At 70.4% G+C, this 20,459-nt stretch carries 21 protein-coding genes; 5 read left to right on the top strand and 16 right to left on the bottom strand.

Annotated features, from left to right (window positions below; all coding sequences use genetic code 11):
* The 4 genes from ACFVW8_RS32010 to ACFVW8_RS31995 form a co-directional block, all read right to left on the bottom strand.
* A partial coding sequence (locus tag ACFVW8_RS32010; protein WP_389696208.1) for a phosphopantetheine-binding protein occupies positions 1 to 342 on the bottom strand: 342 nt, incomplete at its 3' end.
* 6 nt (positions 343 to 348) lie between these two features.
* A complete protein-coding gene (locus ACFVW8_RS32005; RefSeq protein WP_389696206.1) occupies positions 349 to 2,055 on the bottom strand; it encodes a (2,3-dihydroxybenzoyl)adenylate synthase in 1,707 nt (568 codons plus the stop codon).
* On the bottom strand, positions 2,052 to 3,128 hold the full coding sequence (locus ACFVW8_RS32000) for a ketoacyl-ACP synthase III family protein (protein ID WP_389696204.1): 1,077 nt from the start codon (positions 3,126 to 3,128) through the stop codon (positions 2,052 to 2,054). Before ACFVW8_RS32000 ends, ACFVW8_RS32005 begins: the two co-directional genes overlap by 4 nt.
* Positions 3,128 to 4,471 carry a salicylate synthase gene (locus tag ACFVW8_RS31995; protein ID WP_389696202.1) on the bottom strand — a complete coding sequence of 448 codons (1,344 nt, stop codon included), beginning with the start codon at positions 4,469 to 4,471 and terminating at the stop codon, positions 3,128 to 3,130. The genes ACFVW8_RS32000 and ACFVW8_RS31995 overlap by 1 nt, the downstream gene beginning before the upstream one ends.
* Positions 4,472 to 4,751: 280 nt before the next feature.
* Between ACFVW8_RS31995 and ACFVW8_RS31990 the strand changes: the two genes are divergently transcribed.
* From ACFVW8_RS31990 to ACFVW8_RS31980, 3 genes are all read left to right on the top strand, one after another.
* Positions 4,752 to 5,165, top strand: coding sequence for a VOC family protein (locus ACFVW8_RS31990; RefSeq protein WP_389696200.1), 414 nt, complete (start codon positions 4,752 to 4,754; stop codon positions 5,163 to 5,165).
* A gap of 109 nt (positions 5,166 to 5,274) precedes the next feature.
* The gene (gene coaA, locus ACFVW8_RS31985) at positions 5,275 to 6,270 is read left to right on the top strand and encodes a type I pantothenate kinase (protein WP_389696198.1); all 996 of its coding nucleotides are present in this window, start codon (positions 5,275 to 5,277) and stop codon (positions 6,268 to 6,270) included.
* A 28-nt stretch (positions 6,271 to 6,298) separates the two neighbouring features.
* Positions 6,299 to 7,282 (top strand): DUF389 domain-containing protein, encoded by a 984-nt coding sequence (locus ACFVW8_RS31980; RefSeq protein ID WP_389696196.1) that lies wholly within the window; start codon positions 6,299 to 6,301, stop codon positions 7,280 to 7,282.
* Between the two features lie 66 nt (positions 7,283 to 7,348).
* Here ACFVW8_RS31980 and glmM read toward each other — a convergent pair whose 3' ends face one another.
* The 4 genes from glmM to ACFVW8_RS31960 form a co-directional block, all read right to left on the bottom strand.
* On the bottom strand, positions 7,349 to 8,707 hold the full coding sequence (gene glmM, locus ACFVW8_RS31975; RefSeq protein WP_389696194.1) for a phosphoglucosamine mutase: 1,359 nt from the start codon (positions 8,705 to 8,707) through the stop codon (positions 7,349 to 7,351).
* A gap of 163 nt (positions 8,708 to 8,870) precedes the next feature.
* Positions 8,871 to 9,407, bottom strand: a complete 537-nt coding sequence (gene rpsI / locus ACFVW8_RS31970; protein ID WP_123461078.1) for a 30S ribosomal protein S9 — start codon at positions 9,405 to 9,407, stop codon at positions 8,871 to 8,873.
* Positions 9,408 to 9,451: 44 nt separating this feature from the next.
* On the bottom strand, positions 9,452 to 9,895 hold the full coding sequence (gene rplM, locus ACFVW8_RS31965; protein ID WP_389696191.1) for a 50S ribosomal protein L13: 444 nt from the start codon (positions 9,893 to 9,895) through the stop codon (positions 9,452 to 9,454).
* 619 nt (positions 9,896 to 10,514) lie between these two features.
* Positions 10,515 to 12,134, bottom strand: coding sequence for an ABC-F family ATP-binding cassette domain-containing protein (locus ACFVW8_RS31960; RefSeq protein WP_389696190.1), 1,620 nt, complete (start codon positions 12,132 to 12,134; stop codon positions 10,515 to 10,517).
* Positions 12,135 to 12,201: 67 nt separating this feature from the next.
* On the opposite strand from ACFVW8_RS31960, the gene ACFVW8_RS31955 reads away from it, so the two are divergent.
* Both ACFVW8_RS31955 and ACFVW8_RS31950 read left to right on the top strand, forming a co-directional pair.
* Positions 12,202 to 13,065 carry a hypothetical protein gene (locus tag ACFVW8_RS31955; protein ID WP_389696188.1) on the top strand — a complete coding sequence of 288 codons (864 nt, stop codon included), beginning with the start codon at positions 12,202 to 12,204 and terminating at the stop codon, positions 13,063 to 13,065.
* 8 nt (positions 13,066 to 13,073) lie between these two features.
* Entirely contained in the window at positions 13,074 to 14,936 is a 1,863-nt protein-coding gene (locus ACFVW8_RS31950; RefSeq protein ID WP_389696186.1) for a hypothetical protein, read from the top strand.
* 21 nt (positions 14,937 to 14,957) lie between these two features.
* On the opposite strand, the gene truA is transcribed toward ACFVW8_RS31950, so the two are convergent.
* The 8 genes from truA to map form a co-directional block, all read right to left on the bottom strand.
* Positions 14,958 to 15,812, bottom strand: coding sequence for a tRNA pseudouridine(38-40) synthase TruA (gene truA / locus ACFVW8_RS31945; protein WP_389696184.1), 855 nt, complete (start codon positions 15,810 to 15,812; stop codon positions 14,958 to 14,960).
* A gap of 90 nt (positions 15,813 to 15,902) precedes the next feature.
* Positions 15,903 to 16,406 (bottom strand): 50S ribosomal protein L17, encoded by a 504-nt coding sequence (gene rplQ / locus ACFVW8_RS31940; protein ID WP_136328425.1) that lies wholly within the window; start codon positions 16,404 to 16,406, stop codon positions 15,903 to 15,905.
* A 222-nt stretch (positions 16,407 to 16,628) separates the two neighbouring features.
* Complete coding sequence (locus ACFVW8_RS31935; protein WP_024491600.1) at positions 16,629 to 17,651, bottom strand: DNA-directed RNA polymerase subunit alpha; 1,023 nt, start codon at positions 17,649 to 17,651, stop codon at positions 16,629 to 16,631.
* Positions 17,652 to 17,788: 137 nt separating this feature from the next.
* A complete protein-coding gene (gene rpsK / locus ACFVW8_RS31930; protein ID WP_003956432.1) occupies positions 17,789 to 18,193 on the bottom strand; it encodes a 30S ribosomal protein S11 in 405 nt (134 codons plus the stop codon).
* A gap of 105 nt (positions 18,194 to 18,298) precedes the next feature.
* Positions 18,299 to 18,679, bottom strand: coding sequence for a 30S ribosomal protein S13 (gene rpsM, locus ACFVW8_RS31925; protein WP_014047799.1), 381 nt, complete (start codon positions 18,677 to 18,679; stop codon positions 18,299 to 18,301).
* Between the two features lie 194 nt (positions 18,680 to 18,873).
* Positions 18,874 to 18,987, bottom strand: coding sequence for a 50S ribosomal protein L36 (gene rpmJ, locus ACFVW8_RS31920; RefSeq protein WP_003956441.1), 114 nt, complete (start codon positions 18,985 to 18,987; stop codon positions 18,874 to 18,876).
* Positions 18,988 to 19,047: 60 nt separating this feature from the next.
* The gene (gene infA / locus ACFVW8_RS31915) at positions 19,048 to 19,269 is read right to left on the bottom strand and encodes a translation initiation factor IF-1 (protein WP_014047798.1); all 222 of its coding nucleotides are present in this window, start codon (positions 19,267 to 19,269) and stop codon (positions 19,048 to 19,050) included.
* 164 nt (positions 19,270 to 19,433) lie between these two features.
* Positions 19,434 to 20,270, bottom strand: a complete 837-nt coding sequence (map, locus tag ACFVW8_RS31910; RefSeq protein ID WP_389696181.1) for a type I methionyl aminopeptidase — start codon at positions 20,268 to 20,270, stop codon at positions 19,434 to 19,436.
* Positions 20,271 to 20,459 lie beyond the last annotated feature (189 nt).

Here is a 20,459-nt window from a genome sequence, read left to right as displayed (position 1 = left end):
GAAAAGCAGGTCAAGGAGCACGCCGACGCGGGCGCCCACACGCCCCGCCAGATCGCCTCGGCCGGTCCAGGCATCGGTGAGGTGGCGGTGCCAGGCGTCGAGGGTGGGAGCACCCGCGAGAGCCGCGAAGTCGGCGGGGAGACCCTGCCGGCGCCAGCGGGTGACCAGACGCATCATCTCCAGGGAGCCGAGCCCGAGATGGACCAGGTTGGCGTCACCGGAGATCGTCCCGGGCGCCATGCCGACGGCGGCAGCCACCTCCTCCCGCAGCTCCGTCGCGGAGAGTGGGGAGGTACGGCGCTGGGCACGCGTCCTGTCACGTGGGGAAGGGCTTGTGGTCATGGCGGTTCACCTCGTCGGTATCGGTGCGGCGGGAGTGACGGCATCGGGGGCGGCCCCGGCCGTGCGGGCGGGCTCCCGGACTCGGGAGCGCCCGGGATCGGCGGCGGCCGCCGCCAGGACCTTCTTGTCGATCTTCCCGAGGGGTGTGAGCGGCAGTTCCGGTACGTACTCGGCCCGGTCCGGCAGCTTGTAGTCGGCCAGTCCCCGTTGCTGCAGGGTCGCCTTCAGCGTGGCCAGGGCGGGGGGTTCTCCCGTTCCGCGGCTGACGAGGAAGGCGTAGATCCGCTCGCCGAGGAACTCGTCGGGCACCGGCACCACGGCGGCGGCGGCGATCCCCGGGACGGCGAGCAGCTGGGCCTCCACCTCACCGGCGGCGATCTTGTCGCCGCCCCGGATGATCACGTCCTTGATCCGCCCCTCGACGACCAGCCGGCCCTCGGGGGTGAGGCTGGCCAGGTCACCGGTGCGGTAGAAGCCGTCGTCGGTGAAGGCCCTGGCGTTGTGCGCGGGAGCCCGGTAGTAGCCGCGCAGGGTGTAGGGGCCGCGGGTCAGCAGCTCCCCGGTGCCGCCGGGCGGTAGCGGCTCGCCCGACTCGTCGACGATCCTCACCTCGTCGGCGTCGGACACCGGCAGGCCCTGGGTGTGCAGCACGGAGTGCTGGTCGTCGTCCGGACGGGACATGGTGAGCAGCCCCTCGGCCATGCCGAACACCTGCTGCAGCCGGCAGCCGAGTTCGGGGGTGACCCGCGCGGCCAGCTCCGGTTCGAGCCGGGCGCCACCGATCTGCAGCACCTCCAGGCTGGACAGATCCGCCTCCGACCACTCCACCTCGTCCAGCCAGAGCCGGGCCACGGTGGGCACCACGGAGGTGAGCGTGACCCTCTCCCGCTCGATCAGCCGGAAGCAGTCGTCGGCCGTGGGGTCGGGCGCGATCACCACGGTGCCGCCGGCCGACAGGGTGCCGACGACACCGGGGCAGCCCCAGGTGAAGTTGAACTCCACCGGAAGGACGGCCAGATAGACCGATCCGGTACCGAGTCCGGCGAGCTCGGCGACCCTGCGGGTCTGGTAGGCGTAGTCGTCGTGGGTGCGCGGGATGAGTTTGGGCAGTGCGGTGGTGCCTCCCGAGAGCAGGAAGAAGGCGACGTCCGAGGGGTCGTTGGCGGGCAGCGGCAGCGGCTCCGCGTCCACCCGCTCCAGCGGGACGACATCGACGCCGTCCCCGAGGCCCTCTCCGTCCAGCACGAACACCTTTCGCAGCAGGGGGAGTTCACCGGCGAGCTGCCGGGCGAGAGCGGTGTGGTCGAAGCCGCGGAAGATCCCGGGCACCACATAGCCGGAGGCCCCGGACAGCTGGCACAGGTGGCGGATCTCCTGCGCCCGGTGCGAGGTCAGCGCGAAGACCGGTTTGGCCCCGGCCCGGAACAGGGCGAAGGCCACCTCCACGAACTCCGCGCCGTTGGGCAGCTGAAGCACGATCCGGTCCCCCGGCCGCACCCCCTCGGCCACGAATCCGGCGGCTCTGCGCTCCACCCGGCCCGCGAGTTCGGCGTAGCTGATCCGTTTCCCCCCGGCGACCAGCGCCGTGGCGGAGCCGTGGGCCGCCGCCCACTCGCGCGGCAGCGCGCCGAGGTCGGTGCCGCGCCAGATCCCGGCACGGCGGTAGCGTGCGGCGGTTCCGGCCGGCCAGGCCGTGCAGCCGTCGAGCATCATGAGCGCTCCTCCTTCTCCTGGTGTGCGCCGCCCTCCGGGCAGCCGGCGGTGATCTCCACTACTGCGCAGGCGACTTCCATGCCGGGGCCGGCCGCGAGCAGCACCACCCGGTCTCCCGGGGCCACCTCGCCGCGGGTCCACAGGCGCTCCAGCCCGATGAACGGGTCGGCGGCGCCGACATGCCCGATGTCCCGGGTGAACTCCCAGGTGCCCAGGGAGGGTTCGATGTCGAGCGGGTCCAGATAGATGCTGTACAGGGCACCCTCGGCGTACCCGGTGTGGCAGACCCGGGCGACCTTCTCCAGGCTGGTGCCGGCCTCCTCCAGGACGCGGTCGACCGTGTCGGCGACCACCTCTCCGAAGTGGACGGCCGGCGCGGCCGCCCCCTGCGCCCACCGGCGGCGCTGGTGGGCGCTGCGCTCCTCGAAGTTGAGCGAGCGGCCGACGGTGACACCGGGCGGGAACAACTGCTCACCGGAGCGGTGCAGCTCCTCCATCGACGGCGCGGAGGCCGAGCCGATGGAGAGCAGCCGGGCGAATCCCGCACGCCGCGAGACCACGGCGGCCGCGCCGCCGTCCGCGAGGAGGAACAGCTTCGAGGAGTTCCAGCGGTCCACCACCGGTACGGAGAAGTTGTCGGCGGACGTGATCAGCACGGCGTCCCTGGACGCGTCGGCGACCAGTCTGTGGGCGGCCAGCTCCAGTGCGGCCAGCATGCCGAGACAGCCGGGCCCGATCTGGGCCGCGGTCACCGGACGGTCGAGGGTGTGCCGCAGTACGTAGTGCGGGGCGGACCAGCCGTCCGGCCCCTGGTGGTAGGTGGCGCAGTGCAGCAGCGCCCCGAAGTCGTCGGGCGTCAGCCCGGTGGCCGCTCCGCGGCGCAGTGCCGTCCCGGCGGCGCGTACCGCCATGTCGGGCGCGGGCAGTTCGCCGGCCACCCGCACCGCCCGCATGCCGGAGGCGTCCCGGTCGGCCCGGCCGTACCAGCCCCGGGCCACCGCCTCATCTGTGGTCACCGGATCCGGCAGCCAGCTGCCGATGCCCGCCAGATGGATGTCCTCGGCGATCCGCATCACGCCGTCCCGTCATCCGCCGGCACCAGGAACCGGGCGACACTGTCGAGCTTCTCGCAGGTCTCCTCGAACTCCCGCTCGGGCGTGGAGTGCCCGACGATGCCGGCTCCCGCCCGCAGCCAGGTACGGCCGTCCTTGCGGTAGGCGCTGCGCAGCACCAGGGCGGCGTCCATGGCACCGGAGTGGTCCACGGTGAGCACGGCCCCGCTGTACAGGCCGCGCGACTCGGGCTCGTACCGGCGGATCGAGTCGTACGCCGCCGCCTTCGGCACACCGGACGCGGTGACCGCGGGGAAGACCGCGCCGAAGGCGTCCCAGGCCTCCCGGCCCGCGGCGAGCCGGCCGGAGACCCTGGAGGCGAGGTGCTGGACGCTGCCGCGCTCCCGGATGGCCATGAACTCCGGTACCTCGACGGAACCTTCGAGGCACACATCGATCAGCTCGTCCGCTCCGGTCTTCACCGAGATGGCGTGCTCGTAGACCTCCTTCGGCGAACCGAAGAGGTCGGCCCTCAGTTTCTCGTTGACCAGGATGTCCGAGGTGAGAGCGCGGGTTCCGGCCAGCGGCTGGCTGATCACCTTCCCGTCCTCGGAGACCTGCACGACGATCTCCGGGCTGAAGCCGATCGCCTCGGTGCCGCCGAGGTTCAGCATGAACGAGCGAGCCGGGTTGTTGCCCCGGCGCCCCGCCACGTACGTCGCGGTCAGATCGGTCTCACCGGGCACCTCGACGACCCTGGACAGGATCACCTTGTGCAGCTCACCGGCGTTGATGTCGTCGACCGCGTGCTGCACGGCCGCCCGGTAGCGGGTGGCGTCGGTGGCGTACACGTCGAGCGGCCGCGGCTGTCCGCCCCGGGCCGGTGGGCCGGCCACGACGGTGTCGACCAGCGCGTCGAGGGTCTCCTGGTCTGCGGCCCGCAGCAGGGCGTGCCCCTCCCCGAAGCGGACCTCGGCGCGTGGCACGACGAGGTGCATCAGCCGTTCCTCGCTGAGGTGTCCGCGGTCGCCGCCCTTGGCGTACGACAGCTCGAAGGCGGCCCAGCCGTAGGCGCGCCAGTACGGCACCTCCACCTGGGCGAGGAGCCGGGAGACCAGCCGCAGCGGCTGGTCGCTCCACGGCAGCACGGCGGCCGGCAGCCCTTCCTGCGTGAGCCGGGCGCCGTCACGGTCCAGGACCAGCTCGGCACGCACTCCGCCCGCGTAGGACCAGCTCCCCCCGTTCTCGTAGACGACGTACGACTCGTGCAGACCGGAGTCGGCGAGCCGGGCCGCGATCAGCAAAGGGTCTTCCGAGAGCGGCAGTTGGGTTTCGTAGTAGTGACGCGAGGCGGTGGCGATCATCTGGGATGTCCCTCCCTTGGGCTGTTACCTTCCAAAAGCGTACGGAGGTAACATCCTTGGAGCCATGACCCTCCGATCAGCCCTGCTGATCGGAATGCCAAACCCCGAAGACCCGGGACACGGCCATGACGGACGGACTCGTGACCGGAAGACATCCGTCCAGGCCGCCCATATTCATCTACTATCGACACAAAAGGGCACCACTGGGGCAACCCCCCCGAACACCTGCTGCCACCCCCGACATCGCAACGGGCCCACGCCGTTGACCGAAGGAGCACAGATGCTGCGAGGCCTCACCACTGTCAGGTTCCACGCCGAGGACCTGAGCGCCGCGAAGCAGTGGTACACAGAACTTCTCGGCATCGAGCCCTACTTCGAGCGCCCGGGCTACGCGGAGTTCCGGATCGGCGACTACCAGCACGAGTTGGGCCTGCTCGACAGCGCATACGCGCCGACCCTGGGAGCCCGCGGAGATTCCCCCTCCGCCCCTTCCGGCGCCGTCGTCTACTGGCACGTCGACGACGTCCGGGCCACCCTGGACCGGCTGCTGCTCCTCGGCGCGACGACGAGCGAGCCCGTCCGGGAATTCGGCGAGGGCTTCGTCGGCGCCTCGGTCGTCGACCCGTTCGGCAACATCCTCGGCATCATGGAGAACCGGCACTACCTGGAGATCCTGAGCGGTCACGGATCGTAGCCGTGACGGACGGCCGGGCCGGCCCCGAGGGACCAGGCCCGGCCCCGCGCGTCCGCCACGTGACCGACCCCACCCTCCGCTCCGTTCGAACTCCCGCAACAATGAACCTGTGATCACTTCGCCGACACGGAGCACGAACCGACGCACCGAGCACGCCGCGACGCCGTACGTCGACCTCTCCAGAGCGGAGTGGAGCGCCCTGCGCGACAAGACGCCGCTGCCGCTGACCGCCGACGAGGTGGAGCGGCTGCGCGGGCTCGGGGACGTCATCGACCTCGACGAGGTGCGCGACGTCTACCTCCCGCTCTCCCGCCTCCTCAATCTGTACGTCCAGGCCACCTCCGGGCTGCGCGGCGCTCTGAACACCTTCCTCGGGGACGCGGGCAACGGGCACGGGGAGCAGCGCGGCACCCCGTTCGTCATAGGGGTCGCGGGCAGTGTCGCGGTGGGCAAGTCCACCAGCGCCCGCATCCTCCAGGCGCTGCTGGCCCGCTGGCCGGAGCACCCGCGGGTGGAGCTGGTGACCACGGACGGCTTCCTGCTGCCGATGAAGGAGCTCCACGCACGCGGCCTGATGTCGCGCAAGGGCTTCCCGGAGTCGTACGACCGGCGCGCCCTGACCCGCTTCGTCGCCGACATCAAGGCGGGCAAGGACGAGGTGACGGCGCCCGTCTACTCGCACCTGATCTACGACATCGTGCCGGGCGAGCGGCTCACCGTGCGGCGCCCGGACATCCTCATCGTCGAGGGGCTGAACGTGCTGCAGCCCGCACTGCCCGGCAAGGACGGCCGGACCAGGGTCGGACTCGCCGACTACTTCGACTTCAGTGTGTACGTGGACGCCCGGCCCGAGGACATCGAGACCTGGTACCTCAACCGCTTCCGCAAGCTGCGCGCCACGGCGTTCCAGGACCCGTCCTCGTACTTCCGCAAGTACACCCAGGTCTCCGAGGCGGAGGCGATGGAGTACGCGGCGACGATGTGGCGGACCATCAACAAGCCGAACCTCGTGGAGAACGTCGCGCCGACCCGGGGCCGTGCCACCCTGGTGCTCCGCAAGGGCCCCGACCACAAGGTCCAGCGGCTGTCCCTGCGCAAGCTCTGAGGCGCAGGACCCACCCGAGGAGCCCGTTGTGCTGCATCTGCGCCTGATCGTGCCCGCCGACCGCACGGACGGGGTGGTGGCCCTGCTGGAGCGGACCGTCGGCACCGCCCATCTCGTGGTGATGGCCGCGGTGGCCCGTGACCCGGTGGGCGACGTGGTGATGTGCGACGTGGCGCGGGAGGCGGGCGACGAGCTGATCGGGGCGTTGCGCGGGCTCGGCGTCGACGCGTACGGATCGATCACCGTCGAGAACATGGACCTGACGCTCTCCACGAGCGCCGACCGGGCGGAGCGGGAGGCACCGGGCGAGGGTGCGGACGCGGTGCTGTGGGAGGAGCTGACGGAGGCGACCCACGAGGAGTCGACGTTCAGCGTCACCTATGTGTCGTTCCTCGCGGTCGCGACGATGCTGGCCGCCTGCGGTGTGATGCTCGACAACGCGATCCTGATCGTGGGGGCGATGGCGGTGGGCCCGGAGTTCGGCCCGCTGGCCGGGATCTCCACGGCCCTGGTGCAGCGCGCCCCGCAGCTGGTGTGGCGGTCGCTGCTGGCGCTGGTCGGCGGTTTCGCCGTGGCGATGGTGCTGACGGCCGGTTTCGCCTGGCTGATGGACGTCCTCGGGCTGTTCGACGCGGGGATGATCGAGGCGGACCGGCCCAATACGGCGTTCGTCTGGCAGCCCGACTGGATGTCGTTCGTGGTGGCGTTCCTCGCGGGCATCGCCGGGACGCTGTCGCTCACCTCGGCGAAGTCCGGGGCACTGATCGGTGTCGCGATCTCGGTGACGACCGTGCCGGCCGCGGCCAACGCGGCGGTGGCCTTCAGCTACAGCGACTACGCGCAGATGTCCGGCTCCGCGCGGCAGCTGCTGGAGAACCTCGGCGGGATCGTGCTCGCGGGCACGCTGACGCTGCTGCTGCAGAAGGGACTGTGGCAGGCGGCCCGCCACCGCCGGGCGAACGTGCGGCCACCGGCGGCGCCGGGCACGGGCCAGGGCCCCGGGCGGGGCTGAGCCCGCCGAGCACGCGAACGGGGCCGGGCACGCGGAGATCCGCACACCCGGCCCCGCCCCTGCGGCCTATCCCAGCGCGGACTTCACCACATCGGCCAGCCGGCCGGCCACAGCGCGCGCCTGGTCGATGTCGGCGGCCTCGACCATGACCCGTACCAGCGGCTCGGTGCCGGACTGGCGCAGCAGCACGCGTCCGGTGGCACCCAGCTCGCGCTCGGCCTCGGCGACGGCCACGGCCAGCTCGGGGGAGGTGGAGACCCGGGACTTGTCGACGTCCGGCACGTTGACGAGCACCTGGGGCAGGCGCTCCATCACCCCGGCCAGATCGGCGAGCGGGCGGCCGGTGGCGGCGACCCGGGCCGCCAGCATCAGGCCGGTCAGCGTGCCGTCACCGGTCGTGGCGTGGTCCAGGACGATGACGTGGCCGGACTGCTCGCCGCCCAGGGCGTAGCCCTCGGACTTCATCGACTCCAGCACGTAACGGTCGCCGACGGCGGTCTGGACGAGCTCGATGCCCTCGCGCTCCATGGCGATCTTGAACCCGAGGTTCGACATCACGGTGCCGACGACGGTGCCCTTGCGCAGCTGTCCGGCGTCGCGCATGGCGAGGGCGAGGACGGCCAGGATCTGGTCGCCGTCGATCTCCTTGCCCGCGGCGTCCACGGCCAGGCAGCGGTCGGCGTCGCCGTCGTGCGCGATGCCGAGGTCGGCGCCGTGCTCGACGACGGCGGCGCGCAGCAGCTCCAGGTGCGTGGAACCGCAGCCGTCGTTGATGTTCAGGCCGTCCGGCTCGGCGCCGATCGTGACGATCTCGGCGCCGGCCCGGGCGAACGCCTCGGGCGAGACGCGGGCGGCGGCGCCGTGCGCCTCGTCCAGGACGACCTTGAGCCCGTCGAGCCGGTTGGGCAGTACGCCGATGAGGTGAGCGACGTAGCGGTCGAAGCCCTCGGCGTAGTCGCTGATGCGGCCCACACCGGCGCCGGTGGGACGGGCCCACGGCTCGCCCGTGCGGTGCTGCTCGTAGACCGTCTCGATGCGGTCCTCCAGCTCGTCGGCGAGCTTGTGGCCGCCGCGGGCGAAGAACTTGACCCCGTTGTCCGGCATGGCGTTGTGGCTCGCGGAGAGCATCACGCCGATGTCGGCGCCGAGCGCACCGGTGAGGTAGGCCACGGCCGGGGTCGGCAGCACGCCGACGCGCAGGACGTCGACGCCCGCGCTGGCGAGACCCGCCACCACGGCCGCCTCCAGGAACTCTCCGGAGGCGCGCGGGTCCCGGCCGACCACGGCCGTCGCCCGATGGCCCTCGAAGGTGCCTGCCTCGGCCAGTACGTGCGCCGCAGCGACCGACAGACCGAGCGCGAGCTCGGCCGTCAGATCCGCATTGGCGACACCGCGCACGCCGTCCGTGCCGAAGAGTCGTCCCACTGGTGTCCTCCGAAGGTGCTCCGAAACGCAAAATCAAACCAGGCATACAACGGGCGTATGAACGTCTTATGCCGTTATATGCCCGAGGCTGTCAATAAACGAACGCCCCGGCAGCACGAGGTGTGCCGCCGGGGCGAACGTGTAACGCGGATGAGCAGGCGGTTTAGCGCTTGCTGTACTGCGGGGCCTTACGGGCCTTCTTGAGACCGGCCTTCTTGCGCTCGACCGCACGGTCGTCGCGGGAGAGGAAGCCGGCCTTCTTCAGCGTGGCGCGGTTGTTGTCCTCGTCCGCCTCGTTGAGCGAGCGGGCGACGCCGAGGCGCAGGGCACCGGCCTGACCCGAGACGCCGCCACCCGAGATGCGGGCGATGACGTCGTAGCGGTTGTCCAGCTCGAGCACCTTGAAGGGCTCGTTGACTTCCTGCTGGTGCACCTTGTTGGGGAAGTAGTCCTCAAGGGTGCGACCGTTGATCTTCCACTTGCCGGTGCCCGGAACGATCCGGACGCGGGCGATGGCGTTCTTGCGACGGCCAAGGCCAGCCGCCGGCTGCGGGTCGCCGAAGCGGCCCACGAGCGACTCGGAGGTGTACTCGCCCTCGACGGGCACCTCGGACTCGAAGGTGGTCACCTCGGCGAAGGTCTCTTCGCCCTCGGTGACCTCGGTGCCCTCGACGGGCGTCTCTGCAGTGGTCTCGGCCACGATTCTCCTCAGATCTTTCTGTACGTCTTAGGGGGAGGCCGGAACTACTGCGCGACCTGGGTGATCTCGAACGGGACCGGCTGCTGGGCAGCGTGCGGGTGCTGGTCACCCGCGTAGACCTTGAGCTTCGAGATCATCTGGCGACCCAGAGTGTTCTTGGGGATCATGCCCTTGATGGCCTTCTCGACAGCCTTCTCGGGGTTCTTCTCGAGCAGCTCGTCGTAGCGGACGGAGCGCAGACCACCCGGGAACCCGGAGTGGCGGTAGGCCATCTTCTGGGTCTTCTTGTTGCCGGAGAGGTGGACCTTCTCGGCGTTGATGATGATGACGAAGTCGCCCATGTCCATGTGGGGGGCGTAAATCGCCTTGTGCTTGCCTCGGAGAAGGTTCGCAGCCGTGGTGGCGAGACGACCGAGGACGATGTCCTCGGCGTCAATGATGTGCCACTGGCGAGTGACATCGCCGGGCTTGGGGCTGTACGTACGCACTTCGTAGCCTTCGCTTCTTCAGTGGATGGGGTCCAGACACACGGCACCTCTGAAGCGATATGCAGCTGGGGCTCACAATGCCGGGGACGCTGCCCGTATGCGAGCCACTGGTAACTGCTCCAGAGAACCTACGTAAGGGCCCTTCGCGTGAGAACGACGAAGCCAATACGTATAACAATCCTCGACAGTACCCGGCCCGCCCCGGACGGGTCAAAACGTCACCCTCGGCCGGGCAGGCACGCGGGGTTCCGGGCCCCCGGGGCGGGCGGTTCCGTCCTCAATCGCCGGACGGGCTTGATGTGTGCGGGTGCCCCCGCGGGGTGCGCCCTTGCGCGGTGGGTGGGGGGCGGTGCCCCTCCGGGGCGTCTCCTCAGAAATGGCGTGTTCACCCGGGTCCGAGAGGGACCCGGGTCGTACGCCATTTCCTGCGGGGACTCCCCTGCACGTCCCCACCCCTTGCATCACCCGCGCCTGCACGCCAGTGAAACGACTGTCACAGACGCACGGCGGACCCCCACCCACCGGGACACAGCGCCCTGCGGGGGCACCCGCACAACCAAGCCCGTCCGGCGATTGAGGACAAAAGACCCGCGCCCCGGAACCCCGCACCCGCCAAGCGTCACCGCACCCGCGACACCCGCCGCTCGTCCCACACCGGCTCCGTCGTCTCCCGGACGACCCCGTCCGAGCCGAAGACCAGATACCGGTCGAAGGACTTTGCGAACCACCGGTCGTGCGTGACGGCCATCACCGTGCCGTCGTACACCTCGAGCCCGTCCTGCAGCGCCTCCGCCGACTCCAGGTCCAGGTTGTCCGTCGGCTCGTCCAGCAGCAGCGCCGTCGTGCCGGCCAGCTCCAGGAGCAGAATCTGGAACCGCGCCTGCTGCCCGCCGGACAGCTTCTCGAACGGCTGGTCCCCCTGCCGCTCCAGCTCGTACCGCCGCAGCACCGACATCGCACCGCCCCGGTCCTTGGCGTGCTCCGTCCACAGGATCTCGACGAGGGTCTTGCCGAGCAGCTCCGGATGGGCGTGGGTCTGCGCGAAGTGGCCGGGGACCACCCTCGCTCCGAGCTTCCACTCCCCCGTGTGGGTCACCTGCTCACCGGCCAGCAGCCGCAGGAAGTGCGACTTCCCCGACCCGTTGGATCCGAGGACGGCGACCCGCTCCCCGTAGAAGATCTCCAGGTCGAACGGCTTCATCAGGCCGGTCAGCTCCAGGTTCTTGCAGGTCACCGCCCGCACCCCGGTCCGGCCGCCGCGCAGCCGCATCCTGATGTCCTGCTCGCGCGGCGGCTCCGGCGGGGGCCCCGCGTCCTCGAACTTCTTGAAGCGGGTCTGCATCGCGTGGTAGCGGTTCGCCATGTCCGGGCTGTTCGCCGCCTGCTGCCGCAGCCGCAGGACGAGCGCCTTGAGCCGGGCGTGCTCCTCCTGCCAGCGGCGCAGCAGCTCCTCGAAGCGGGCGAACCGTTCCTTGCGGGCCTGGTGGTAGGTGCCGAATCCGCCGCCGTGCGTCCACACGTCGCTGCCGGCCGGGCTGGGCTCCACGCTGACGATCTTCTCGGCGGCCCGGGAGAGCAGCTCCCGGTCGTGGGAGACGAAGAGGACCGTCTTACGGGTCTCCTTCAGCTTCTCCTCCAGCCACCGCTTGCCGGGGACGTCCAGATAGTTGTCCGGCTCGTCGAGCAGCAGGACCTCGTCGGGCCCGCGCAGCAGCGCCTCCAGCACCAGCCGCTTCTGCTCACCGCCGGACAGCGTGCGCACCTCGCGCCACTGCGCCTTCTCGTACGGGATGCCCAGCGCGGCCATCGTGCACATGTCCCAGACGGTCTCGGCCTCGTACCCGCGCACCTCCGCCCAGTCGCTGAGCGCCTGCGCGTACGTCATCTGCGCGGCCTCGTCGTCGACGGTGAGAATCAGCTCCTCGGCCCGGTCGACGGCCTGCGCCGCTTCGCGGATACGCGGCTGGGCGACGGAGACCAGCAGGTCACGCACCGTGCGCTCGTCGCGCACCGAGCCCACGAACTGCCGCATCACGCCGAGCCCGCCGCTCACCGAAACCGAGCCGCCGTGCGGCTGGAGCTCGCCCGCGATCAGCCGGAGCAGGGTGGTCTTCCCGGCGCCGTTCGCTCCGACGAGGGCGACCACGGCACCGTCCGCGACGCGGAAAGAGGCATCGCCGAGCAGCACCCGCCCGTCCGGTAGGTAGTACTCGAGATGACCTGCTTCAAGATGTCCCATGCACAGCATTGTCACGGGCAGCGAAGCCCTGGCCCAACCGGTTTCGGTTGCGTCTAGGATTCGCGGCATGAGCTTTGGGCAAGGGGGGCCCTCCTGGGGGCCGGTGGGGCCGGGGGACAACGGGACTCCGGACTGGGCGGCGATGGCCGAGGCGTCCGCCGCGCGGGCCAGGCGCAAGAGGTGGCTGATGATCGGCGGGGGCGCGCTGGCCACCGCCGCCATCGCCGCCATCGTGGCCACCGCGGTCATCTCGACCGGCAAGGACGACACCGCCGCGTCCGGCGGGAAGGACGCGAGCCAGCTGCCGTCGGCGACCGATCTCCCGAGCGAGACCGCCCAGCCGGAGCCGTCGTTCTCCTCGGTCGCGCCGCCGCCACCACCCGACCCGAAGGACTACATATCCGATGTGAAGAAGGACCGGGCGGCCGTCACGGTCGACTCCTTCTTCCCCGGCAAGCAGCTGAAGATGGGCGACCGCGTCTACGCCAAGGGCGCCACGCACCGCACCACGAAGTGCGCGGCCACCACGCAGGGCGCACTCGGCTCGGTCCTCGCGAACAACGGCTGCGACCAGGTCATCCGTGCCACGTACAGCCGCAGCGGGGTGGCCGTGACCATCGGACTCGCGGTGTTCGAGACCGAGGCCCAGGCCAAGAAGACCGTCCAGCAGGCAAGCGGCGGCCTGGCGTCGCTGAGCGGCTCGGGTGTGCCCACGTTCTGCCGGGGCGGCGCCTTCTGCCGTCGCACGGCCAACTCCTACGGCCGGTACGCCTACTTCACGGTCGGCGGCTTCACCAGCGGGAAGAACGTCACCAAGGCCGACAAGAACGTGTTCGCCGTCGGTGACGACCTGACGAACTTCACGTTCCGGCAGATCCGCCACCGCGGCGAGGTCCAGGCCTCGGCGGCGGCCACCGCCTCCACCACCTGACCTGCCCTGTGCGCCCCGTCTTCCCGATCGCCTTCCTGCGCATCCTGCGCCACCGCGATGCCGTCGGCACCGACCTGGCGCCCGACGAGGCCGTGGTGCTGGACCCGCCGGACGCCACGCTGCGCGCCGCCGTCGCCGCGGCCGTCGCCGGGGACCACGCACCGGCGGCGGAGCTGCTGGCCGCGACGCGGACGCACGCCCAGTGGGAGCGCCGGGACGCGTACGTGAGCCGGCTGGCCCGGACGGCGCTGCACCACGACGGCTGGCTGGAGAACTGGCTCCAGGAGTCGCCCGGGGACCCGGACGCGCTCCTCGCGGTGGCCGACTTCCATCTGCACCGGGCCTGGCGCGTACGGACGGCCGCCCGGGCCAAGGACGTGGAGCACGACCAGTTCCAGGCCTTCTTCGCGCTCCTGGAGGATGCCGTACCGGTGATCGGTGCCGCGGCCGAGGCCAATCCCGCCGACCCGGTCCCCTGGCGCATCGCCCTCACGCACGCCCGCGGGATCCAGGCCCCGCGCGAGGTCTTCGACGCGTATCTCGCCGAGGCCGAGGCCCGCGACCCGCACCACTTCGGCTGCCACGAGCAGGCCCTGCAGTACCTGTACGCCAAGTGGTACGGCTCGCACGAGGAGATGTTCCGGTACGCGGAGCGGGTGGCGGCCTCGGCCCCGCCCGGCTCGAAGCTGCACGCCCTGCCGCTCCGGGCGGCGCTGGAGTACCGGCTCTCCGGGAACGACGACCCCGACGGCCCCGGTCCGTACGGCCCCGAGACCGCGGCGGCGCTCACCCGGGCCCTGGAGCTCTCCTCCGTCTACCCCGCGGGCGAGCGCGAGGCGGCCGGCTTCCGCAACGAGCTGGCCCTGATGCTGATCCTGGGTGAGCGGCCGGCCGAGGCCCTCGACGTCTTCCGGGCCATCGGCGTCCACGCGACGGAGTTCCCGTGGGTCCGGCTCGGCGACCCCCGCGCGCAGTTCGTCGAGGCCCGCTCGGACGTCCGGCTGGTTCTCGCCTCCCGGGTCCCGCTGTTCGGCCGCCCGCCCGAGCCGCCCGTCACGGACGCCCCGGACTGGGCGGAGCTGGCACCGCGCGCGGTCGCGATCGTGTCCGCTCCCCCGGCCGAGGTCGCCCAGGCCGCGCTGCTCAGCGGCTTCTCGCTGCGCACGGCCCCGGCAGGCGAGGGCTCCAGCTATGTCGAGCTGGTCCCGGAGGCGACCCGCAGCCGGCGCACGGCGCTGCTCTCCGATGAGCCCCTGACGTCGGCGGCCGAGACCGTCACGACCGGCGAGAGCTGGCCGGCCCTGGTCCTGCACCGCACCCCGGGCCACAGCAGCATCACCGCCCTCCACCGGGGCCGGACGCGCGCCACGCACACCTGGGACACCGAGTCCCCGGCCCCCGACCACGCCGAGGTCCGGGCCACCGCGCAGACACTCGCGCACCTCTACCAGCGGGCCGACCCGCGCCCGCTGGCCCACATCCTGCGCTCCACCGGCGACCCGGCCGGGCACCAGGAGGGCCTGGTGACGGCTCTCGGCCTGCCGCCCCTGCCACCGGGCTTCGGCGGGGACACCGAGATCCTCGGCGCGCTCCCCGGGGCCAGGGTGCTTCCCCGGCGCGGGCTGCTGGCGGGGATGCGCGACACGATCTCCACCGGCGGCGGTCACCCGCCCGAGCCCCGCCCCCCGCGCGGGCCCCGCTGGTGGCTCTACCGGATCCTGATGCTGCTGGTCCTCGTCCCCGCCGCGGTCTTCGCCTGGTGGAGCCCGGGGATCGGCTGGTTCCGCTCCACGCTGCTGAGCGGCGCGGCCCTGCACGTGGCGACGGTCCTCACGGGCGCGGTGCGGCGGCGCAGGCGTATGACCGCCTGACCCCGCACCGGCCGGCCCGTCTCAGCAGCAGCCGGCTCCCGGCAGCGTCCGCACGTTACGGGCCTCGACGGCCCGTGCCGCCAGCAACTCGTCGGCCGGGTAGGCGACTTCCTCCAGCGTCAGCCCGTGCGGCCGCACCACATGCACCCCGGGGTCCCGCACCCGGGCCGCGAGCACCTCGGCCGGCCATGCCGCCGGACGCCGCCCGTCCCCCACGAACAGTGCGGCGCCGATCAGCGCCCGCACCATGTTGTGGCAGAACGCGTCGGCCTGCACGGTCGCCGTCAGCACACCGGACGCCTCGTCCCGTACCCAACTCAGCTTCTGCAGCGTACGGATGGTGGTCGCGCCCTCGCGCTTCTTGCAGTACGCGGCGAAGTCGTGCTCCCCGGTCATCAGCGCCGCCGCCTCGTTCATCGCGGCGACATCCAACGGCCGGTCGTGCCACAGGACATGACCCCGGATCAGCGGGTCGACACCGCCCGGCCGGTCCGCCACCCGGTACGCGTACCTGCGCCACAGCGCCGAGAAGCGTGCGTTGAACCCCGCCGGCGCCTCCTCGATCCGCATGATCCGCACATCGGGAGCCATCCGCCCGGCCATCCGCCGCAGCAGCTTGTCCGCGTGCTCGGCCCACACCTCGGCCGGCAGGTCCACGTGCGCGACCTGCCCACGGGCGTGCACCCCGGCATCGGTACGCCCGGCCACGGTCAGGTCGTACGTCCGCGAGGAGCGGGTCACGGTGCGCAGGGCGTCCTCGATCTCCCCCTGGACGGTCCGCCGGCTGGTCTGCTTCGCCCAGCCCGAGAAGTCCTTGCCGTCATAGGCCAGGTCCAGCCGCACCCGTACGAAGCCGGGCTCCACCACGTCACTCACACCAGCGGTCCTCTCAAGATCCGTACACAGCGGAACGGGCCCGCACCGCCCCGAAGGGTGATGCGGGCCCGTCCAGAGGTCTCAGAACGCTCAGGCGTCCTTGGACTCCTCGTCGGCCTCGGCCGGCTTGGCGTCCTCGACGGACTCGACCGGGGTCTCGTCCTTCTTGAGGGCGTCTTCCTTGACCGCACGCTTCGTGGCGGCCTCGGCCTCACCGGTGGCAGCCTGCGCCACGGTCAGGGCCTCGACCAGCTCGATGACGGCCATCGGGGCGTTGTCGCCACGACGGTTGCCGATCTTGGTGATACGGGTGTAACCACCGGGGCGGTTCTCGTACCGCGGGGCGATCTCGGTGAAGAGCGTGTGCACGATGCCCTTGTCCGTGATCGACTGCAGCACCAGGCGACGGTTGTGGATGTCGCCCTTCTTCGCCTTGGTGATGAAACGCTCGGCGACCGGACGCAGGCGGCGGGCCTTGGCCTCGGTCGTGGTGATGCGGCCGTGCTCGAACAGCGACTTCGCAAGGTTGTTGAGAAGAAGCTTCTCGTGCGCAGCGCTGCCGCCCAGACGGGCGCCCTTGGCGGGCTGAGGCATGGTATTTCTCCTTGTGTGCTGCACCGGCCGTATCAGGTACCGGTGTCAGTTCCCGTGAGGCGGTCGCCACACGGAAGTCCAGGTGCCGGATGAGCTCGATTCCGAGCCCCCGAGCCAAATCGAGCTCGCCGAGCCGAAATCCAGCCCGTCCGGCGCTTGAGGACAAAGCCCTCGCCCGGTCCGGGGCACCCAGCGAAACCGGGTACCCCAGCCGGAGGCGACTCAGTACTGCTCGGTCTCCACGAAACCGGCATCCGCGTCGTCGTCCGCGCCGAAGGCGTCAGCCGCGGCGGTCGGGTCGAAGCCGGGAGGCGAGTCCTTCAGCGCCAGGCCCATACCGGCCAGCTTCGCCTTGACCTCGTCGATCGACTTCGCACCGAAGTTGCGGATGTCGAGCAGATCGGCCTCGGAACGGGCCACGAGCTCACCCACGGAGTGGATGCCCTCGCGCTTGAGGCAGTTGTACGAGCGGACCGTGAGCTCCAGCTCCTCGATCGGCAGCGCCAGATCGGCAGCGAGCGCGGCGTCCGTCGGCGACGGGCCCATGTCGATGCCCTCGGCGTCGATGTTGAGCTCGCGCGCCAGACCGAACAGCTCGACCAGGGTCTTACCGGCCGACGCCATGGCGTCACGGGGACGCATGGCCTGCTTGGTCTCGACGTCGACGATCAGCTTGTCGAAGTCGGTGCGCTGCTCGACACGGGTCGCCTCGACCTTGTACGTGACCTTGAGCACCGGCGAGTAGATGGAGTCGACCGGAATACGGCCGATCTCCTGGCCCACCTGCTTGTTCTGGACGGCGGAGACGTAGCCGCGACCGCGCTCGACGGTCAGCTCCATCTCCAGCTTGCCCTTGCCGTTCAGCGTCGCCATGACGAGGTCCGGGTTGTGGACCTCGACACCGGCCGGCGGGGCGATGTCGGCAGCGGTGACCAGGCCGGGGCCCTGCTTGCGCAGGTACATCACGACCGGCTCGTCGTGCTCCGAGGAGACGACCAGCTGCTTGATGTTGAGGATGAGGTCGGTGACGTCCTCCTTGACGCCCGGCACGGTGGTGAACTCGTGCAGGACACCGTCGATCCGGATGCTGGTGACAGCGGCGCCCGGGATCGAGGAGAGGAGCGTACGGCGAAGAGAGTTGCCGAGCGTGTAGCCGAAGCCCGGCTCCAGCGGCTCGATGACGAACCGCGAGCGGAACTCGTCAACGACCTCTTCGGTCAGCGACGGACGCTGAGCGATAAGCATGTGTGAATCCTTCAGTCGTGGGCGCCCACTATTTGACGCCCGACAGATGAAACAAGGATACGGGCGGCACACCCCCGTAGGGGGCATACCGCCCGTACCCACGCTACTGACGCACGGCCGTCACCGGCCGTGACGGATCAGACGCGGCGACGCTTCGGCGGACGGCAGCCGTTGTGCGGCGTCGGGGTGACGTCCTGGATCGAACCGACCTCCAGGCCCGTGGCCTGGAGGGAACGGATCGCGGTCTCGCGGCCGGAGCCCGGACCCTTCACGAAGACGTCAACCTTGCGCATGCCGTGCTCCTGCGCGCGGCGGGCGGCCGACTCGGCGGCCATCTGCGCGGCGAAGGGGGTGGACTTGCGCGAGCCCTTGAAGCCGACGTGGCCGGCGGAGGCCCAGGAGATCACGTTGCCCGAGGGGTCCGTGATCGAGACGATGGTGTTGTTGAACGTGCTCTTGATGTGCGCGTGGCCGTGAGCGACGTTCTTCTTTTCCTTGCGACGCACCTTCTTGGCTGCGCCCTGACGACCCTTGGGGGGCATGTCTTTACTCCAGATGGAGAGGGGAGGTGATCGGTCCTACAGCGAAGACCGCTGGATGCTGCGGATGCCCGGTGACCCGGACGTTCGCAGTGCGTCCGCTGAGGACTACTTCTTGCCCGGCTTCTTCTTACCGGCGATCGCGCGACGCGGGCCCTTGCGGGTACGCGCGTTCGTGCTGGTGCGCTGACCGTGCACCGGCAGACCACGGCGGTGACGAATGCCCTGGTAGCAGCCGATCTCGATCTTGCGGCGGATGTCGCCCTGGATCTCGCGGCGGAGGTCACCCTCGGTGCGGAGGTTGGCGTCCACGTACTCGCGGATCTTGACCAGGTCCTCTTCGGCCAGGTCACGAACGCGGGTGTTCGGGTTCACGCCGGTAGTGGCGAGGATCTCCTTGGACCGGGTGCGCCCGATACCGAAGACGTAGGTGAGGGCAACCTCCACGCGCTTTTCGCGCGGGATGTCAACACCTGAAACGCGTGCCATTCAATGGCTCCAGTTGTTATTTCGGGGGTCTTCCGCAGTGCCGCTCCCGACCGCCGACCGCTCACTCGGAGCAGGTGGTACGCCCGGGTCTCCGGCCCCCGCCGGAGGTGTCGTCAGCCGTGGCTTGGACGGGCACTGCGTATGTACGTTTACGTGCGTCGCGCGAAGTACTGCGAGATGCAGGGGGTCGTGCGTCAGCCCTGGCGCTGCTTGTGGCGCAGGTTGTCGCAGATGACCATGACCCGACCGTGACGGCGGATCACCTTGCACTTGTCGCAGATCTTCTTGACGCTCGGCTTGACCTTCATGGGATGTCAGGTTCTCCGGGTCAGTGCCAGCACCCCGCCGAAACGGAATGTGGGCAAGATCTACTTGTAGCGGTAGACGATCCGGCCACGCGTCAGGTCGTACGGGGAGAGCTCCACGACGACCCGGTCGTCCGGGAGGATTCGGATGTAGTGCATCCGCATCTTGCCGGAGATGTGCGCGAGGACCTTGTGACCGTTCTGGAGCTCCACCCTGAACATGGCGTTCGGGAGAGACTCGATCACGGTGCCCTCAATTTCGATGGCACCTTGCTTCTTGGCCACGCTTCGCCTTTCGAATCGGCTACCTTGATCGTCTCTCGCTCGCCGTATGCGGACACACGGATGCACGAGAGCCGACGAGTCAGTCTACGTCAGCGGACTCCAAAAGACGAATCCGTCAAGTTTGCCCACCGCGGGAGATCCTTAGACCTCCTGGTGGCCCCCAATCACCCCAGGGGGTCGGGTGCCGCCTCAATGCCGTACTGCGCGAGCTTCTCCCGGCCGCAGTCCGGTGCGGTCAGCACCAGCGGGCCCTGCTCCGTGAGGGCGATGGAGTGCTCCCAGTGGGAGGACCGGCTGCCGTCGGTCGTGATGACGGTCCACTCGTCGGCGAGCACCTCGGTGCGGGCCGTGCCGAGGGAGACCATCGGCTCGATCGCCAGGCAGACTCCCGGCACCAGCTTGATGCCCTTGCCGCGCTTGCGGGAGACGTAGTTCAGCAGGTGCGGGTCCATGTGCATCTCGGTGCCGATGCCGTGGCCGCCGTAGTCCTCGACGATCCCGTACTTGCCGGTCGAGGGACGCGGCTGGCGCCGGATGTAGGACTCGATCGCCTTCGAGATGTCGAGCAGGCGGTTGTTCACCTTCATCGCGGCGATACCGGCCCACATCGACTCCTCGGTCACCCGGGACAGCTCCACGAGCTCCGGAGCGTGACCGGTACCGACGAAGGCGGTGTACGCGGCGTCGCCGTGCCAGCCGTCGATGATCGCGCCGGCGTCGATGGAGATGATGTCGCCGTCCTTGAGGACGGTCTTGTCGTCCGGGATGCCGTGCACGACGACCTCGTTGACCGAGGTGCAGATCGTCGCGGGGAACCCGCCGTAGCCCAGGAAGTTCGACTTCGCGCCGTGGTCGGCGATCACCTTGCGTGCGACCTGGTCCAGGTCCCGCGTGGTGGCGCCGGGCACCGCGGCCTCTCGGGTCGCCGCGTGAATGGCAGCGACCACCAGCCCCGCCTCACGCATCTTCGCGATCTGCTCGGGGGTCTTGATCTGCACCATTGCGCGGCGCCTTTCTGCATGGACGGTGACGAGTGCGGCGTACTCAACGATACGGCCCGCAAACAGTCGGCCGCGGCGGCCCGGGGCGCCGCGGCCCCCAGCCCAATAACGAAGGGTGGGGGGCGGCCCCCCGGGTCGTGGTGTGCGCCGCCCTGGGCCGCGCGCGGACCACGGGGGCCGGTGGGGGCG

Origin of the sequence: Streptomyces sp. NPDC058221, from assembly GCF_042882365.1 — a bacterium.
GTDB lineage: Bacteria > Actinomycetota > Actinomycetes > Streptomycetales > Streptomycetaceae > Streptomyces.
Note: the sequence above shows the minus strand (reverse complement) of the source record. Positions and strands in the feature narration are given on the sequence as shown.

Coding starts and splice junctions, on each gene's coding strand:
- ACFVW8_RS32005 (WP_389696206.1), bottom strand. CDS start 2,055: ATGATGCTCGACGGCTGCACGGCCTGGCCGGCCGGAACCGCCGCACGC.
- ACFVW8_RS32000 (WP_389696204.1), bottom strand. CDS start 3,128: ATGCGGATCGCCGAGGACATCCATCTGGCGGGCATCGGCAGCTGGCTG.
- ACFVW8_RS31995 (WP_389696202.1), bottom strand. CDS start 4,471: ATGATCGCCACCGCCTCGCGTCACTACTACGAAACCCAACTGCCGCTC.
- ACFVW8_RS31990 (WP_389696200.1), top strand. CDS start 4,752: ATGCTGCGAGGCCTCACCACTGTCAGGTTCCACGCCGAGGACCTGAGC.
- ACFVW8_RS31960 (WP_389696190.1), bottom strand. CDS start 12,134: ATGGGACATCTTGAAGCAGGTCATCTCGAGTACTACCTACCGGACGGG.
- ACFVW8_RS31955 (WP_389696188.1), top strand. CDS start 12,202: ATGAGCTTTGGGCAAGGGGGGCCCTCCTGGGGGCCGGTGGGGCCGGGG.
- rplQ (WP_136328425.1), bottom strand. CDS start 16,406: ATGCCTCAGCCCGCCAAGGGCGCCCGTCTGGGCGGCAGCGCTGCGCAC.
- ACFVW8_RS31935 (WP_024491600.1), bottom strand. CDS start 17,651: ATGCTTATCGCTCAGCGTCCGTCGCTGACCGAAGAGGTCGTTGACGAG.
- rpsK (WP_003956432.1), bottom strand. CDS start 18,193: ATGCCCCCCAAGGGTCGTCAGGGCGCAGCCAAGAAGGTGCGTCGCAAG.
- rpsM (WP_014047799.1), bottom strand. CDS start 18,679: ATGGCACGCGTTTCAGGTGTTGACATCCCGCGCGAAAAGCGCGTGGAG.
- rpmJ (WP_003956441.1), bottom strand. CDS start 18,987: ATGAAGGTCAAGCCGAGCGTCAAGAAGATCTGCGACAAGTGCAAGGTG.
- map (WP_389696181.1), bottom strand. CDS start 20,270: ATGGTGCAGATCAAGACCCCCGAGCAGATCGCGAAGATGCGTGAGGCG.